Source organism: Streptomyces caeni (assembly GCF_042678285.1).
GTDB classification, from domain to species: Bacteria; Actinomycetota; Actinomycetes; order Streptomycetales; family Streptomycetaceae; genus Streptomyces; species Streptomyces caeni.
This window is the reverse complement of the sequence record NZ_JBHUDX010000001.1, coordinates 101740-117899: the sequence shown is the minus strand read 5'-3', so window position 1 is coordinate 117899 and position 16160 is coordinate 101740. Positions and strand designations below refer to the sequence as shown.

Below are 16160 nucleotides of genomic sequence, written 5' to 3'. Positions count from 1 at the left end.
CGGCAAGCATCCGCCTCACCCTGCCCCCACTCGCCACCGTCTGGCTCCGCCCGGCACCCGGGCCGGGCTGAGACCCGATTTCCCGAATCCTTTCACCGCGGGGAATTACCTGCCGATTTCCCGGCCTTTTGAGTGCGGGCTCAGATGCGCACCGCGTCACTTTTCGAAAACACCTGGCCGCCCCGAGTCACTTTGCGTCTCGAATTGTTTGTCCGTGCGCAATGCGGGAAAATGAGAGTCCAGTGCTTCGGACAGGAGGCACCTCTGTGGGAGCTGGCCCACCAGACCCGGGGTGTGTCCCGCGCGTTCCGTGAGTGCGCCCTCCCATGGTGACTGTCTCGTCGGCCCCTTGAGGGAGTAAGCGCCATGCGCATCACGGCGAAAGCAAAGCAGCACCCGCACGACGACGCCCCCGACACGGCAGCGGCGTTCGCGCGACTGTGCGACCTGCCCGACGGCCCCGAGCGGCAGGCGCTGCGAGACGAGATCGTCCGGTCATGGCTCCCCATGGCCGAGCGCATCGCCCGGCGCTACCGCGGCCGCGGCGAGGCCGTCGAGGACCTGAGCCAGGTTGCGGCACTGGGCCTGGTCAAGGCGGTCGACCGCTACGACCCCGCCCGCGGCTACGCCTTCGAAAGCTACGCCATCCCCACCATCACCGGTGAGATCAAGCGGCACTTCCGCGATCACATGTGGGTTCTGCATGTGCCCCGCCGCGTCCAGGACCTGCGTAATCGTGTGCGGTCGGCCGTCAAGGACATCGCGCAGGACACCCCGGGGCACGGCCCCACCGTCGCCGAGATCGCCGAGCGCACCCACCTCAGCGAGGACGACGTCCGGGTGGGCCTGGAGGCCATGGACAGCTTCACCGCCCTGTCCCTGGACGCGGAGGTGGCCGGCAGCAACGACGGCTACGCACTCGGTGACGCCCTCGGCGAGGCCGACACCGGCTACGACCTGATCGTCGACCGCGAAGCCGTCAAGCCCTGCCTGCGGTCCCTGCCCGAGCGGGAGCGCACCATTCTCTACCTGCGGTACTTCCGCGGCATGACACAGAGCCGCATCGCCAGTCAGCTCGGCATCTCGCAGATGCATGTCTCACGCCTGCTCAGCGGCTGCTGCGCACGCCTGCGTGAGGAGGCGCTCTCCGATGTCGCATGAGGATTGAGGACGCCGCATGCGGCCGCCCGGGCCTCTCTTCGACCGGACGGCCGTATGCGGTGGGCTCACTGCCGAACCCTCCCGGGAACGGTTGGGCGAGTGGGCCGACCCCTTCCGGACTATCCACGAGAGGGTGTTTGAAACGCTCCCCGGGCACGGCAACGAGCCCGGGGGAGCGGGCCCTTGGCTCCGGCTGCCCCTTTGCCGGTTCCGGGCTCCCCCCGAGCGGGCGAATGTCACCGGGGCGGCGGATTCTCCGGAAGCCGGGTGGGCCCGTAGCGGTCCAGCGTGTCCTCCAGGAGGACACGGATGTACTCCGGCAGATCCCCGTCGCAGCCCCAGATGACGATCATCTCCGCCACGTTGCGCAGCTTGATGTTCGCGTGCTGGGAGACCTCCCGGAGCACCGTCCAGCCCTGGTGGGGCGTCACGTGCCCGAGTGCGACGAGTATGCCGATCGCCTGGTCCACGACCGCGTGCGAGGTGACCGCCTCCTTGAGCTGGTCGACCTCCTCCTCCAGCTGGAAGATCCGCTCCGCTTCGGGGGCGGCGGCGTCCGGCATGTGCTCTCCCGGACGGGCTCTCGAGGTCATCGTCCCCTCCGGGGGTGACGTGGCGTTCGCCGATGTCGGGCCTTTTCCTCCATCGTCGTCGTTGCCCCAGGTGTGTGCGAGCCGGAGGGAGGGGTACCCCGGGGGCACAGCGCGCCCCGGAGGTGACACAGAGATGAGCCCTCCCGCCGACGACGCCCGGGCGAGCGCGTACGACGCCACCCCGTTCCTGCCGCGCGGTGGCGGCCTCGCGGCCTACCGGCGCGCGGCCGCGGAGTGCCACGGCTGCCCCCTGTACGAGAACGCCACACAGACCGTGTTCGGCCGGGGCGACATCTCGGCACGGGTCGTGCTGGTGGGGGAACAGCCCGGAGACCAGGAGGACCGGCAGGGTGAGCCCTTCGTCGGCCCGGCCGGCCGCGTCCTCGACAAGGCGCTCGCGCAGGCCGGGGTCGACCGGGGCACGGCGTATGTCACCAACGCCGTCAAACACTTCAAGTACAGCGTTCCCGGACGCGGTAAACGGCGCATCCACAAGGCGCCCAGCCTGCGCGAGATGACCGCCTGCCAGCCCTGGCTGCGTGCCGAGCTGGACCTGATCCGGCCGGAGGTGGTCGTGGCCCTGGGCGCGACCGCGGCCAAAGCGCTGCTGGGCGGCTCGTTCCGGGTGACCAAGGACCGGGGAAGCCTGCTGACGCTGCCGGACACCCCGGACGGGCAGTACGTCGTCGCCACCGTGCACCCCTCCGCGGTGCTGCGCGCCGACGACCGGGACGCCGCGTACGAGGGACTCGTGTCGGACCTGAGGGTGGTCGCGCGGGCGCTGGACGGGCAGGCGTAGGGAGCGCGGGGGCCGCTCGTGACGTCCACCCGGCTGGAGCGCCGGTGCGCGGGTACTCGCCGGTCATGCGTACCGTCCCGCGGCGCCTGCCCTGGCGCGGGAATCCCGCCCGCACTGTCACCGACGAGCTCCTGGAGGAGGCGGAGCGGCAGGGTCACGAGGACGACACCGGCACCGCCGAGGACGACGGGGGCGGCGCGGGCGACCCCATCACCCCGAGCCTCCACGCGAACCGGAAGGCCGCCGGGGGACGGCGCTCCGACGGCGCCTGCTGACCGACCGCTCGACGAGAGGGGCGACATCCGTGGACCACACCGAGGTGCCCGTGCTCGACGCCCTGCGGGCCTACCACGAGCGCGGCGAACTGGCCTTCACCCCGCCCGGGCACAAGCAGGGCCGTGGCGCCGCCCCGGAGGCCAGGGAGATTCTCGGCGACGCCGTCTACCACTCCGACCTGCTGGTGTGCGGCGGCCTCGACGACCGCCGGATGAAGGGCGAGGTGCTGGTGCGGGCCGAGCGGCTGATGGCCGACGCCGTCCATGCCGAGCGCACCTTCTTCTCCACCTGCGGCAGCTCGCTGTCGGTGAAGGCGGCGATGCTCGCCGTGGCGGGCCCCCACGAGCCCCTGGTCATCGGGCGCGACGCCCACAAGTCGGTGGCCGCCGGGCTGATCCTTGCGGGGATCGAACCCGTCTGGGCCGACCCGCAGTGGGACGAGGAACGGCGTTTCACCCACGCCCCGTCCCCGGAGGCGTTCGCGGAGGCGCTCGACCGGCACCCCGGAGCACGGGGCGCGCTGGTCACCAGCCCCACCCCGTACGGCGGCACCGCCGATCTGGCCGCGATCGCGGAGGTCTGCCACGCGCGGGGCGTGCCGCTCGTCGTCGACGAGGCATGGGGCGCCCACCTGCCCTTCCACGCCGACCTGCCCTCGTGGGCCATGGACGCGGGCGCGGACGTCTGTGTGACCAGCATCCACAAGATGGGCAGCGGCCTCGAACAGGGTTCCGTCTTCCATCTCCAGGGGCCGCTCGTCGAGCCGTCGGCGCTGAAGTCGCGGGCCGACCTCTTCGGCACGACCAGCCCCTCCGCCCTGATCTTCGCGGCGCTCGACGCCTGGCGCCGCCAGATGGTCCTGCACGGCAAGGACCTGCTGGACGAGGCCCTGCGGCTGGCCGCCCGGGTCCGTTTTGCCATCCAGGAGATCCCGGGTCTGCACGTCCTCGGCCGCGACGACCTGGTGGGGCCCCGACTGGCCGCCGACCACGACCCCCTGCCCGTCGTCATCGACGTCAGCGGCCTCGGCACCAGCGGCTACCGCGCCGCCGACTGGCTGCGGGCCGAGCACCACATCGACATGCACCTCGCCGATCACCGCCGCATCGAAGCCCAGCTCACCTACGCCGACTCGGCCGAGACGACGGGGTCCCTGCTCGCCGCGCTGCGGGAACTCGCCCGGCATGGCGACGAGTTGGCGGCCGACCTGCCCTCCGTCGAGGTACCGGCGGGAGCGGTCATGCGGCTGCAGCAGGTGTGCCCGCCCCGGGAGGCGTACTTCGGCCCCAAGGAGCCGCTCCCGTTGGAGCGCGCCGACGGCAGGATCTGTGCCGAGACGATCACACCGTATCCGCCGGGCATCCCGGCCGTCCTGCCCGGCGAACGCCTCACCGAACCGGTGCTGCGCTACCTGCGCACCGGCCTCGACGCGGGTATGAACCTCCCCGACGTCACCGACCCCGAGCTGCGCACGATCGTCGTCCGCCGCTGAGCCCTCCGCTTCGGCCGCACGGTCCGCGGGCCGCCGTCCGGCACTCCGGGAACCGTGCGCCCGTCACTCCCCGCTCACCAGCACGACCTCCAGGGTGCGCGGACCATGCACCCCCTCGACCCGGTCCAGTTCGATGTCGCTCGTCGCGGACGGGCCGGAGATCCAGGTCAGCGGGCGTGTCGGCGCCAGCCGCCCCAGGGCCTCCGGTACGGAGGTCACGACCTGGCCGGGGACGCGGACGACACAGATGTGGTGGTCGGGGACGAGGGTGATCCGACGGCGGCCCTGATCGGGGCCGCCGTCCAGCACGATGGTGCCGGTCTCGGCGATGGCGACCGCGCAGCCGGTGACCACGCTCTCCACCTTGTCCAGGTCGTGTGGCGTGCTCGCCGCACGGTCGTGGACACGGGTGGGACCGGCGGCGGACATCCACTCCGGCGGGAGGCCCGGAGGCACGAGCACAGACCGGGACCCACGCTCGGCGAGCAGCCGCATGATCACACACGGCAGTTCCGCCGCGGTCGTGCGGTGCACGACCGCCCGGTAGTCCACCAGGTTCTCCGCGAGCAGATCCACCGTGTCCTCGGCCGAGCGCTCCTCGTGCCGCCGTAGATAGTCCCGGGAAACGGCCTGCTCGTACGGCGTGCCGTCCTTCGGCGCGTCCGCCAGCGCACGCCGCACCCGGTTCAGGATCAGCTCCCTGCTGTTCACTTCGGCTCCTTCCCGCCGCGCGTGCGCTGCCACCAGTCGCGGAACGGCTCCGCGGGCAGCTGCGGCAGTTCACGGCTCGCGCTCCACGCTTTGCCCGGGCCCGGCAGGGTCCGGGGGTGGAGGCGGCGCGACCACGACGCCAGCCGCTGGCCGGTGCGCAACGCCCCAGGGTGCGCGAACGCCCAGTGTGCCGCCCGCATCGCCGCGCGTTCGGCGGCATGCCCCCTGGCGGGCTTGAGGACCACCGTGCTGCCGGCCCGCGTCACCGGCCCGCCCTCCGCGACCCGCTCCCGCAGGTGCACCAGGACCTCAGGGATGTCGATGGCGACCGGGCACACCTCGTAACAGGCGCCGCACAGCGAGGACGCGTACGGCAGCGAGGCGTCGATCTCGCTCTGCGTGCCCCGCAGTTGCGGGCTGAGGATCGCGCCGATCGGGCCCGGGTAGACCGAGCCGTAGGCATGGCCGCCCGCCCGCTCGTAGACCGGGCAGACATTGAGACACGCCGAGCAGCGGATGCAGCGCAGCGCCTGGCGGCCGACCTGGTCGGCCAGTGTGTCGGTGCGTCCGTTGTCGAGCAGCACCAGGTGGAAGGTCCGGGGCCCGTCCTCGTCGGTGGTGCCGGTCCACATCGACGTGTACGGATTCATGCGCTCCGCGGTCGAGGAACGGGGCAGTGTCTGCAGGAACACCTCCAGGTCCCGCCAGGCCGGCACGATCTTCTCGATGCCGACGACCGAGATCAGCGTCTCGGGAAGGGTCAGGCACATCCGCCCGTTGCCCTCCGACTCGACCACCACCAGCGTGCCGGTCTCGGCGACCATGAAGTTCGCCCCGGAGATCCCGACCTTCGCTCGCAGGAACTTCTCGCGCAGGTGCAGCCGGGCGGCCTCGGCGAGTTCGGCGGGCGTGTCGGTCAGCCCCTCGGGGGCGGGGCGGCCCCACCGGCCCATCTCCGAGCGGAAGATGTCCCGGATCTCGCCGCGGTTGCGGTGGATCGCCGGGACCAGGATGTGCGAGGGCCGGTCCTCGCCCAACTGCACGATCAGCTCGGCGAGATCGGTCTCGTACGCCCGGATGCCCTCCGCCTCCAGCGCCTCGTTGAGGCCGATCTCCTGCGTGGCCATGGACTTGACCTTGACGACCTCCGACTCCCCGGTGGCCTTGACCAGGCCGGCGACGATCCGGTTCGCCTCGTCCGCGTCGGCGGCCCAGTGGACGACGCCGCCCGCCGCCGTGACCGCCTCCTCCAACTGCTCCAGGTAGCGGTCGAGGTGACGGAGCGTGTGGTCCTTGATCTGCCGGCCTGCCTCCCGTAGCGCCGCCCAGTCGGACACCTCGGCGACGGCCTTGGCGCGCTTGGCCCGGATGGTGTGGGTGGCATGGCGCAGGTTCCCGCGCAGGATCCGGTTGCCCACCGCCTCGTGCGCCGCCCGAGGGAACGCCGGCATCCCGACGAACGTCCCGCTCATGCGCCCGGTCCCTTCACCACGACGACGCTCATACCAGCGGCTCCTCTTCCGTGCTCGCCAGGATCTCCGCGATGTGCACCGGCCGCATGCCGACCCTCAGCCGTGCCATCGTGCCGCCGATGTGCATCAGACAGGAGTTGTCGCCGGCGCACAGCACCTCGGCCCCCGTCGACTCGGCGTTGCGTACCTTGTCGGCGCCCATGGCCGCCGAGACGTCCGGGTTCTTCAGGGCGAAGGTGCCGCCGAAGCCGCAGCACTCCTCGGCACCCGGCAGCTCCGCCAGCTCCAGTCCCCTGACGGCCCGCAGCAGCCGCAGGGGACGGTCACCGAGGCCCAGCCCCCGCAGGCCGTGGCACGTGGGGTGGTAGGTCACCCGGTGCGGGTAGTGGGCGCCCACGTCCGTCACGCCGAGCACGTCCACGAGGAACTCCGTGAGCTCGTACGTCTTGGGGGCCACGGGGGCCAGGGCGGCCGCGAGGGTGTCTCCGCGCCCCTCGGCCCGCGCCCGCTCGCCCAGCCGCGGGTACAGCTCCCGCACCATCGCCCCGCAGGAGCCGGACGGCGTCACGATGGCCTCGTAGCCGCGGAACACCTCGGAGAACCTCACCGCGAGCGGCTCCGCCCGGTGCCGGTAGCCCGTGTTGTAGTGGGCCTGCCCGCAGCATGTCTGCGCCATCGGGAAGTCGACGTCGACACCCAGTCTGGTCAGCAGTTTCACCACGGCGCGCCCCGTGTCCGGATACAGCGTGTCGTTGACACAGGTCAGGAACAGGGCGACACGCATCGCGGCTCCTTGTTGATCGACCATCGGACGGGTGCAGGGTAACGGGGGGATCCGGCCCCCGGGGGATACGGGGTCACGGCGGGGTGAGCCGGGACTCGGCGTCGCGCCACGGCACGGTGCCGCCTCGTGGCTCGTAGCGGGTGAGCGGCTGGGTGCGGGTCACCAGGCGCCGCATCGCGGCCCGGTCGCCGACGAGCCCGTGGGCCCGCGCCTGGACGAGGACGTTCCCGAGGGCCGCCGCCTCCGCCGGGCCGGCCACGACCGGGAGCCCGCAGGCGTCGGCGGTCAGCCGGCACAGGAGGGCGTTGCGGGCGCCGCCGCCGACGATGTGCACCACGTCGACCGGGTGGCCGGCGAGCCGCTGGGCCTGCGAGAGGGCCCGGCGGTGGGCGAGGGCGAGCGAGTCGAGGACGCAGCGGGTGACCTCGGCGGGGGAGTCCGGCACCGGCTGCCCCGACACCCGGCACGCCTCGGCGATGCGCGCCGGCATCCGCCCGGGCGCCAGGAACGCCGTGTCACCCGCGTCGACCACCGACCGCAGCCCCGGCACCTCGGCGGCCGCGGCCAGCAGGGTCGGCAGATCCGGGTCGCCCCACTCCCGTACGCACTCCTGCAGCAGCCACAGTCCCATGATGTTGCGCAGGTAGCGGACCGTGCCGTCCAGTCCCAGCTCGTCGGCGAAGTTGGCGGCGCGGCTCGCCTCGGTCAGCACGGGAGCCGGCAGCTCCAGGCCCGCCAGGGACCAGGTGCCGGTGCAGATGTAGGCGAACCGCTCCCCGGTGGCCGGTAGGGCGGCCACCGCGGAGGCCGTGTCGTGGGAGGCGACCGTGGTCACCGGGACGGGCCCGGTCAGCCCGGTCTCCTTCAGGACCTCCGGGCGCAGCACGCCCGCGGGATCACCGGGCCGGCGCAGCGGCGCGAACAGGCCCAGATCGATGCCCAGTCGGCTCGCCACCTCGTACGACCAGCCGCGTGTGCGGGGGTCGACGAGCTGGGTGGTCGACGCGTTGGTCAGCTCGGTGCCCTGCTCGCCCGTCAGCCAGTACGCCGGCAGGTCCGGGATCAGCAGCAGGCGCTCGGCCCGCGCGAACACCGCGGAGGAGCGGGCCGCGACGAGCTGGTACAGCGTGTTGAAGGGCGCGTACTGCAGGCCCGTGGCCGCGTACAGCTCCTCGGGCGGGACACTCGCCCACACCTTCTCCGCGACACCCTCGGTACGGGCGTCGCGGTAGTGCACGGGATTGCCCAGCAGGGCGCCGTCCGCGTCCAGTAGTCCGTGGTCCACGGCCCAGCCGTCCAGGCCGACCGAGTCGACCGGACCCGCCGCGCGCAGCCCGTCGAGGACGCCCGCGTACAGGGAGAGGATGTCCCAGCGCAGCCCCTCGGGAACCCGCACGGGCCGGTTCGGGAACCGGTGCGCCTCGGTCAGCTCCAGGGCGTCCGGGCCCACGCGGCCGACCATGACGCGCCCGCTGGACGCGCCGAGGTCGACCGCGGCGTACGACCTCGTCGCGGCGCTCATCACAGGAACGCGGCCGCCACACCCGCGTCGACCGGGATGTGCAGTCCCGTGGTGTGGGTCAGGTCCCCGCCGGTGAGCGCGAAGACGGCGTTCGCGACGTGCTCGGGCAGCACCTCCCGCTTGAGGAGGGTCCGCTGGGCGCAGAACTCGCCGAGCTTCTCCTTTGCCACGCCGTACACGGCGGCCCGCTGCGCGCCCCAGCCGCTCGCGAAGATGCCGGAGCCGCGCACCACGCCGTCCGGGTTGACGCCGTTGACGCGGATGCCGTGCCCGCCGAGCTCGGCGGCCAGCAGCCGCACCTGGTGCGCCTGGTCGGCCTTGGCAGCCGAGTAGGCGATGTTGTTCGGGCCGGCGAAGACCGCGTTCTTGGAGGCGATGTCGACGATGTCGCCCCCCAGCCCCTGCGCGATCATCACCCGGGCCGCCTCGCGCGAGACGAGGAAGGAGCCCCGGGCCATGATGTCGTGCTGGAGGTCCTCGTGGACGTGGCCCGCGGGGCCGAGCGGGCCGCCCGCGAGGCAGGGCTCGGCGTGATGGTCTGCAACAGCGCGCAGAGCCCCGCCGAAGAGGCCGAGTACCTGGCGCTCTTCGCCGAGCAGCGGGTACGGCGTCCTGCTGACGCCCGCCGACGCGACCGGCCGCAACATCGAGGCGTTCCGCCGCCACGGCATCCGCTTCGTGCTCGTCGACCGGGTCGCCGAGGGCACCACCGAGTGCTCGGTCTCCGTCGACGACGTGACGGGCGGCGCGCTGGCCGTCCGGCACCTGGTCGACGCGGGGCACCGCTCCCTCGCCTACGTCAGCCGGCCGCCCGGACTCAACCAGGTCAGGGACCGCCGCACGGGCGCCCTGAACGCGCTGGCCGAGGCCGGGCTCGGCCCCGAGGCGCTGCGGGAACTGCCCACCGAGCGCCTCGACGTCGCCGCGGGCCGGGACGCCGGCGCCCGGCTCCTCGGGCTCGCCGACCGTCCGACCGCCGTGTTCTGCGCCAACGACCTGCTCGCCCTCGGCGTCCTGCAGGCCGTGTACGCGGCCGGGGTGAGCGTCCCCGACGACCTCGCCATCGTCGGTTACGACGACATCGAGTTCGCCGCGGCCGCAGCCGTGCCGCTCACCTCGGTACGGCAGCCCGCCGTCACCATGGGCGCGCTCGCCGCGGAACTCCTGCTGGAGGAGACGGAGGCGGAGAGAGGAGCGCACCGCCACGAGCACCGAAGGGTCGTGCTGCAGCCGGAACTGGTGGTGCGCCGCTCCAGCCTCGCGGCGCGCTGAGCCCGGCCGAGCCGCCGGTACCGGCCGGCCCGGGGCCCGGGCGACGAACCGTCCGGGCAGCCGGCCGACGGCGATTTCTTGATCCTCGTGCGCCGCTGCCCGGCAATCGTGTGCTGAACTGGGACGCGGCCTGGAAACCGTCCGTCCCGGGAGCCCTCTTGAGCCTCAGCTACCGCCAGCCCGGCGTCGTCCTCACCGACCGTCGCTTCACCGTGCCCCTCGACCACGACGATCCCGCGGGGGAGACGATCGAGCTGTACGCGCGGGAGGTCGTCGCAAGCGACAAGGCGGACGACGACCTGCCCTGGCTGGTCTACCTCCAGGGCGGCCCCGGCTTCGGGGCCAACCGTTTCATCGGCCGGCAGGCATGGCTCGGCCGGGCCCTGAAGGAGTTCCGGGTGCTGCTGCCCGACCAGCGCGGCACCGGAGCCTCCACACCCGCCAACCGGCAGACGCTCCCGCTGCGCGGCGGCCCCCGCGAGCAGGCCGATTACCTGACGCACTTCCGCGCCGACGCCATCGTCCGCGACTGCGAAGTCATCCGCCCCCAGGTCACCGGCGGTGCCCCGTGGACGGTCCTCGGGCAGAGCTTCGGCGGCTTCTGCACCGTGAACTACCTCTCCACGGCACCCGAGGGCCTGCGCGCCGCGCTGATCACCGGCGGCCTGCCGTCGCTGGACGCGCACGCGGACGACGTCTACCGGGCCGCCTACCCGCGCATCGAGCGCAAGGTCGCCGCACACTACGCCCGCTACCCGCAGGACGCCGAACGCGTCCGCCGTGTCGCCGAGTACCTGCTCCAGCACCAGCCGGTCCTAAGCAGCGGCTACCGGCTCACCGTCGAGGCGTTCCAGTCCCTCGGCATCCTCCTCGGCGGCAGCCAGGGCAGTCACCGCCTCCACTTCCTCCTCGAGGACGCCTTCGTGCGCACTCCCTGGGGCGTCGCGCTCTCCGACGCGTTCCAGGAGGAGGCGCACAGCCTCCTGTCGTACGCGGGCCATCCCCTGTACGCGCTCGTCCACGAGGCGGCGTACGGCCAGGACGACCGCGCCACCGCCTGGTCGGCGGAGCGGGTGCGCGCGGAGTTCCCGCAGTTCGACGCGGCGAAGGCGCTGACGGGCGAGGGGCCGGTGCTGTTCACGGGCGAGTCCGTGCATCCCTGGACGTTCGACACCGACCCGGCACTGCGCCCGCTGCGGGAGACCGCGCACCTGCTCGCCGAGCGCACCGGATGGAGCCCGCTGTACGACCGCGCCCGCCTCGCCGCCAACGAGGTGCCGGTGGCCGCGGCGGTCTACCACGACGACATGTATGTGGACACGGCCCACGCCCTGGAGACGGCCCGCGCCATCCGGGGCCTGCGCACCTGGGTCACGGACGAGTTCGAACACGACGGCGTCCGCGCAGGCGGCCCACGGGTCCTGGACCGCCTGCTGGCGCTGGCACGGAACGAGATCTGACGCGGCGTCGGCGGCGTGCCCCGAACTCGAACTCCTCGGCGGCCGGGGGAACACGGAGTTAGTGTGCGGGCATGACGCAGCCGCGGAACGACCGACTCGAACCCATGCCCGGAGACTGGCGGCGCGCCCTCGCGGTCGTCGCCCACCCCGACGACCTCGAATACGGCTGCGCCGCCGCGATCGCCGGGTGGACCGACGGCGGCCGTGACGTCGTGTACGTCCTCGCGACCCGTGGCGAGGCGGGAATCGACTCGCTGGAGCCCGCCGTGTGCGGGCCGCTGCGCGAGCGGGAGCAACGGGCGAGCGCGGCGGTGGTCGGCGTGTCCACGGTGGAGTTCCTCGACCACCGGGACGGCGTCGTCGAGTACGGCGTCGCACTGCGGCGGGACATCACGGCGGCGATCCGCCGGCACCGGCCCGAGCTGGTCCTCACCCTCAACCACCGTGACACCTGGGGCGGCGTCGCCTGGAACACCCCGGACCATGTAGCCGTGGGGCGTGCCACGCTCGACGCGGTCGCGGACGCAGGCAACCGGTGGATCTTCCCGGAACTCGCCGCCCAGGGTCTTCAGCCGTGGAACGGCGTCCGCTGGGCCGCCGTCGCGGGCTCCTCGACGCCCACGCACGCCGTGGAGGCGGCACCCGGCATGGAGCGCGCGGTCCGCTCACTGCTGGAACACCGCACGTACATAAGGGCGTTGACCGACGACGACCCGGAGACGTACGCACGAACCTTCCTCAACGCCCAGGCCGAGGCCACGGGCGAGGGCTTCGGCGGCAGGCCGGCCGTCGCGTTCGAGCTCTTCAGCCGCTAGCCGGACGATCGTGGACATCCACGTGCACATGAACAGGGATCTGCTGGCGGACCGCTTCCAGGAAAGCCGCGGGCAGCTCAGGGCCGTCGCCTACCGGATGCTCGGCTCGCTGAGCGAGGCCGACGACGCCGTCCAGGAGACCTGGCTCAGGCTGAACCGCTCCGACGTGAGCGGGGTCAAGAACCTCACCGGCTGGCTCACCACCGTCGTGGGCCGGGTCTGCCTCGACATGCTCCGCTCCCGTGCCGCGCGCCGTGAGGAACCGATGGCGGACACCTTCGTGCCCGACCCGGTCGTCGCTCCCCTCGACCGCATCGATCCCGAGCAGGAGGCGCTGCTCGCCGACTCGGTCGGGCTGGCCCTCCTCGTCGTGCTGCAGACGCTGGAGCCGGCGGAGCGGCTCGCCTTCGTCCTGCACGACATGTTCGCCGTACCCTTCGACGACATCGCGCCCGTCGTCGGCCGCACGCCCGTCGCGGCCCGGCAACTCGCCAGCAGGGCCCGCCGCAGGGTGCGGGACGCGGGCGAGGCGCCCGATCCGGATCTCGTGCGGCAGCGCGAGGCGCTGGAGGCGTTCTTGGCGGCCTCGCGCGGCGGCGACTTCGACGCCCTGGTCGCCGTCCTCGACCCGGACGCGGTGCTGCGGGTCGACGCGGGCGTCCTGGCCGGCGGCGCGGCCGCGTCCAAGGTGGTGCACGGTGCGGCGGCGGTCGCCGAACAGGCTTTCATGTTCCGGCAGTTCGCGCGCCACGCCCGGCTCGCGCTGGTCAACGGCGAGATCGGGCTCGTCACGGTGCACGAGGGAAGGCCGCTGTCGGTCACGGGCGTCACCGTCGTCCAGGGCAGGATCACCGGAATGTACATCCTGGCGGATCCCGAGCGGCTGGAGCGGCTCGGCATCACGGCACCGGCGCCCTGACCCGGCCATCGGGGCGCGGCCCGGCCGGCCCCTCGTCGGGCCCCGGTCAGCCGGACGCACCCGGCGCACGGATCAGCCGAGGACCGGCGGGAGTGCCGCGGCCGACTCGCCCAGCGCGGCCGTCTCCGGCGACCGCTGGCGCAGCGCTTCCCAGGAGCGTGAGAAGAGGTCCACGGCCGCAAGCCGGTGCCCCGGCGGGCGACGTTTGCCCGTCAAGGAGCGGTGTGTGGGCACCGCCCGGTCGAGCGGAGCCGAGCGTGGGGGGAGCGTGCTCTCGGCGTGCCGGCCGGAAGTCCTCGGACTGGACGTACCCGGGCTTTCGGCCGGTGCGGCGAGTGGGGGTGCCCCCTGCTCGAAGAGCTTGGGGGAGCGTGCCGGGCGCCGTGGGCGCTGTGCGGGACTTTCGAAACGCCCCCTAGCAGCGCCCGGCACCCGCTGGGACCGGGACCGCCGCGGTCGCGGCCTCGCCGCCTCCGACTAGGGTGGACGCCATGCGCACACCTGCCGCCGACCGTTCCCGGCTGCGCGCCGACTGCAGCCGCTGCTTCGCGCTGTGCTGCGTTGCGCTGCCCTTCGCCGCCTCGTCGGACTTCGCGATCGACAAGGACGCCGGTACGCCCTGCCCGAACCTCAGGGACGGCTTCCGCTGCGGCGTCCACAACGAGCTGCGGCCGCGCGGGTTTCCCGGCTGCACGGTCTACGACTGCTTCGGCGCCGGGCAGAAGGTCTCCCAGGTCACCTTCGCAGGGCGGGACTGGCGGTCGGGCGGCCGGGAGCACGCCCGGCGGATGTTCGACGTGTTCCCCGTGGTGCGCCAACTCCACGAACTTCTCTGGTACCTGGCGGAGGCTCTCACCCTGCCCGCGGCCCGCCCGGTCCACGCCGACCTGCGCCGCATGCTGGAGAGGACCGAGCGGCTGACTTTGCGCCCCGCGCGGGAACTGGGGGAGCTGGACGTGCCCGCGCACCGGCAGGAGGCCAACGCCCTGCTGCTGCGGGCCAGCGAGCTGGCGCGGGCCGGAACCAGGGGCAGGGGGAAGAACCGGCGGGGCGCCGACCTCGTCGGCGCCCGTCTCAAGGGGGCCGACCTTCGCGGGGCGAGCCTGCGCGGCGCGCTGTTGACAGCCGCCGATCTCACGGGCGCCGACCTGCGCGGCGCGGATCTGATCGGTGCCGACCTGCGCGGCACCGACCTCACCGACGCCGACCTGACGGGCGCCCTGTTTTTGACCCAGCCGCAGATCGACTCCGCCCGGGGCGGCGCGGGCACCCGCCTGCCGACGTCAGTCGTGCGCCCCGGTCACTGGGCAGCGCGCCGGTGACGGTGCCTCGGTGAGGACAGGGGGCGCGGGGGGCGCCGCGGCTGCGCGGTCGAGGTGGAGCCGCAGTCCGTCCGGCATCAGGGTCAGGCGTTCCGCCACCCGCAGCCGGTAGCCGGGATCGGGCCGCAGCGTGTAGCGGCGCAGCAGCAGGCCCAGAACCAGTGTCGCCTCGTGCAGGGCGAACTGCCGCCCGATGCAGGCCCGTGCCCCCGTCCCGAACGGCTTGAAGGTGTGCGCGGGCCGGGCCCGTACCGCCCGTGCGTCGAACCGGTCGGGATCGAACCGCTCCGCGTCCGCGCCCCACACCTCCGGGTCCCGGTGCAGCAGCGCCGTCAGGACCAGCGCCCACGCTCCCCGGCGCATCGGATGGACGCCGTCCAGGACCGTGTCATGGCGTGCCTCCCGGGCGAAGGCCGGGGCGGTCGGCCACAGGCGCAGCGACTCGTCGAGGACCCGGCGCACGTACCGCAACCTGGCGACCTGCTCGTATCCGGGCCGTGCGACGTCGCCCCACACCCGGTCCACCTCCTCCCGGGCCCGCGCGGTGATCTCCGGATGCCTGGAGAGGTAGTGCAGGGCGAAGGAGAGCGCGCCCGAGGTGGTCTCGTGCCCGGCGACCAGGAAGGTGATGACCTGGCGCCGGATGTTCTCGGGCGAGAGGCGTTCCCCGGTCACCGGGTGGCCGGTCCGCAGCATCCGGTCGAGCAGATCGCCCTCGCCGTCGGCGGCCCGCCGGTCCCGTACGACCTCGTCCACCGTGCGGTTGAGGTAGGCCATGTCCGCCTCGTTGCGCCGGGCGGCGCCGCGCAGCAGCAGGGGGGACAGCGGACCCGGGACGACGTTGCGCCGCTGCGCGAACGTCAGGGTGCCGATCATCGCGGTGACGAAGGGGTGCGGCCGGGAGCGCTCGAAGGAGCCGAAGTCGTGTCCGAAGCCGGTGCGTGCGATCGTCTCCAGCGTCAGCTTGGTCATGTCGCCGGGCACGTCCACGGCGCGGCCCGCGGCCTGCTCCGCGTCCCAGCGGTCCATCAGCCGCTCGGCCACGTCCAGCATCATCGGGTGGTAGCCGGCCATGGCCTCCCGGCTGAAGCCGGGTGCCAGGACGTCGTGCGCCAGCTGCCAGTTCGGCTCGTGGTCGTAGGCGGTGAACAGCCCGTCCCCGGCGACCGGCCGGAGATTGGCGACGCCGAGGCCCACGTGCTTGGCGAAGCGCGACTCGTCGGAGAGATCGGCCACCAGCCGGCCGCCCCAGACGAAGACGATCTCCCGGCCGAAGAACTTCCGCCGGAAGACCGGTCCGAGTCTGCGCCCGTGCCGCATGGAGTCCTGCAGCGGTCTGCGGGGGTCGGCGCCGAGCACATCGCCGACGAACGGGATCCGGTGCGGCGGGTGCGGAATGCGGTGCAGCTTTGGCCAGCCCAGCTCCGCACCGCGGAAGCCCTTGGGAAGCGCGGTCGCCGTCGTCTCCGCCATGACGCCATCTCCCTTGGTGCAGCGACACGTCGAGCAGTGCCTCATGCCTGTTGTACGTGGGTTCAATAGCCGCATCAGTGTGGTCCCGC

General features: G+C 73.0%; 15 protein-coding genes and 2 pseudogenes. 9 read left to right on the top strand and 8 right to left on the bottom strand.

The features are described from left to right. The first annotated feature begins 366 nt into the window (after nucleotides 1-366). The gene (locus ACFSL4_RS00610) at nucleotides 367-1161 is read left to right on the top strand and encodes a SigB/SigF/SigG family RNA polymerase sigma factor (RefSeq protein WP_381076887.1); all 795 of its coding nucleotides are present in this window, start codon (nucleotides 367-369) and stop codon (nucleotides 1159-1161) included. Between the two features lie 236 nt (nucleotides 1162-1397). On the opposite strand, the gene ACFSL4_RS00605 is transcribed toward ACFSL4_RS00610, so the two are convergent. Beyond that, nucleotides 1398-1754, bottom strand: coding sequence for an ANTAR domain-containing protein (locus ACFSL4_RS00605; protein ID WP_381076884.1), 357 nt, complete (start codon nucleotides 1752-1754; stop codon nucleotides 1398-1400). Nucleotides 1755-1887: 133 nt separating this feature from the next. On the opposite strand from ACFSL4_RS00605, the gene ACFSL4_RS00600 reads away from it, so the two are divergent. The 3 genes from ACFSL4_RS00600 to ACFSL4_RS00590 all read left to right on the top strand — a co-directional run bounded on the left by ACFSL4_RS00600 (nucleotide 1888) and on the right by ACFSL4_RS00590 (nucleotide 4321). Continuing rightward, entirely contained in the window at nucleotides 1888-2553 is a 666-nt protein-coding gene (locus tag ACFSL4_RS00600; RefSeq protein WP_381076882.1) for a UdgX family uracil-DNA binding protein, read from the top strand. Nucleotides 2554-2618: 65 nt separating this feature from the next. Continuing rightward, nucleotides 2619-2828 (top strand): hypothetical protein, encoded by a 210-nt coding sequence (locus ACFSL4_RS00595; protein WP_381076879.1) that lies wholly within the window; start codon nucleotides 2619-2621, stop codon nucleotides 2826-2828. A 29-nt stretch (nucleotides 2829-2857) separates the two neighbouring features. Next, nucleotides 2858-4321: an aminotransferase class I/II-fold pyridoxal phosphate-dependent enzyme gene (locus ACFSL4_RS00590; protein WP_381076876.1), complete on the top strand. Its 1464-nt coding sequence runs from the start codon at nucleotides 2858-2860 to the stop codon at nucleotides 4319-4321. A 63-nt stretch (nucleotides 4322-4384) separates the two neighbouring features. Here the strand turns inward: ACFSL4_RS00590 and ACFSL4_RS00585 are convergent, their stop codons facing one another. From ACFSL4_RS00585 to ACFSL4_RS00565, 5 genes and pseudogenes are all read right to left on the bottom strand, one after another. Continuing rightward, nucleotides 4385-5032, bottom strand: a complete 648-nt coding sequence (locus ACFSL4_RS00585; RefSeq protein WP_381076874.1) for a LutC/YkgG family protein — start codon at nucleotides 5030-5032, stop codon at nucleotides 4385-4387. Further along, nucleotides 5029-6504: a LutB/LldF family L-lactate oxidation iron-sulfur protein gene (locus ACFSL4_RS00580; RefSeq protein ID WP_381076871.1), complete on the bottom strand. Its 1476-nt coding sequence runs from the start codon at nucleotides 6502-6504 to the stop codon at nucleotides 5029-5031. Before ACFSL4_RS00580 ends, ACFSL4_RS00585 begins: the two co-directional genes overlap by 4 nt. Before the next feature lie 28 nt (nucleotides 6505-6532). Beyond that, entirely contained in the window at nucleotides 6533-7288 is a 756-nt protein-coding gene (locus tag ACFSL4_RS00575) for a (Fe-S)-binding protein (RefSeq protein WP_381076869.1), read from the bottom strand. A 73-nt stretch (nucleotides 7289-7361) separates the two neighbouring features. Further along, on the bottom strand, nucleotides 7362-8810 hold the full coding sequence (locus tag ACFSL4_RS00570; RefSeq protein ID WP_381076866.1) for a rhamnulokinase: 1449 nt from the start codon (nucleotides 8808-8810) through the stop codon (nucleotides 7362-7364). Then, nucleotides 8810-9286: pseudogene (locus ACFSL4_RS00565) on the bottom strand (SDR family oxidoreductase); the annotation flags it as partial. The pseudogene ACFSL4_RS00565 and the gene ACFSL4_RS00570, both read right to left, overlap by 1 nt. 3 nt (nucleotides 9287-9289) lie before the next feature. Between ACFSL4_RS00565 and ACFSL4_RS00560 the strand changes: the two are divergent. The 4 genes and pseudogenes from ACFSL4_RS00560 to ACFSL4_RS00545 all read left to right on the top strand — a co-directional run. Next, nucleotides 9290-10082, top strand: a pseudogene (locus tag ACFSL4_RS00560) (substrate-binding domain-containing protein); the annotation flags it as partial. A gap of 158 nt (nucleotides 10083-10240) precedes the next feature. Beyond that, entirely contained in the window at nucleotides 10241-11542 is a 1302-nt protein-coding gene (locus ACFSL4_RS00555) for an alpha/beta fold hydrolase (RefSeq protein WP_381076863.1), read from the top strand. A 71-nt stretch (nucleotides 11543-11613) separates the two neighbouring features. Next, complete coding sequence (locus tag ACFSL4_RS00550) at nucleotides 11614-12357, top strand: PIG-L deacetylase family protein (RefSeq protein ID WP_381076861.1); 744 nt, start codon at nucleotides 11614-11616, stop codon at nucleotides 12355-12357. A gap of 28 nt (nucleotides 12358-12385) precedes the next feature. Beyond that, nucleotides 12386-13276 (top strand): sigma-70 family RNA polymerase sigma factor, encoded by an 891-nt coding sequence (locus ACFSL4_RS00545; RefSeq protein ID WP_381076899.1) that lies wholly within the window; start codon nucleotides 12386-12388, stop codon nucleotides 13274-13276. Nucleotides 13277-13348: 72 nt separating this feature from the next. Here the strand turns inward: ACFSL4_RS00545 and ACFSL4_RS00540 are convergent, their stop codons facing one another. Beyond that, complete coding sequence (locus ACFSL4_RS00540; RefSeq protein WP_381076858.1) at nucleotides 13349-13492, bottom strand: hypothetical protein; 144 nt, start codon at nucleotides 13490-13492, stop codon at nucleotides 13349-13351. Nucleotides 13493-13767: 275 nt separating this feature from the next. Here ACFSL4_RS00540 and ACFSL4_RS00535 point away from each other — a divergent pair, with 275 nt between their 5' ends. Continuing rightward, the gene (locus ACFSL4_RS00535) at nucleotides 13768-14598 is read left to right on the top strand and encodes a pentapeptide repeat-containing protein (protein WP_381076855.1); all 831 of its coding nucleotides are present in this window, start codon (nucleotides 13768-13770) and stop codon (nucleotides 14596-14598) included. Here ACFSL4_RS00535 and ACFSL4_RS00530 read toward each other — a convergent pair. Next, nucleotides 14560-16071: a cytochrome P450 gene (locus tag ACFSL4_RS00530; protein ID WP_381076853.1), complete on the bottom strand. Its 1512-nt coding sequence runs from the start codon at nucleotides 16069-16071 to the stop codon at nucleotides 14560-14562. The two genes, ACFSL4_RS00535 and ACFSL4_RS00530, sit on opposite strands and share 39 nt — an antisense overlap. Between the last annotated feature and the right edge of the window lie 89 nt (nucleotides 16072-16160).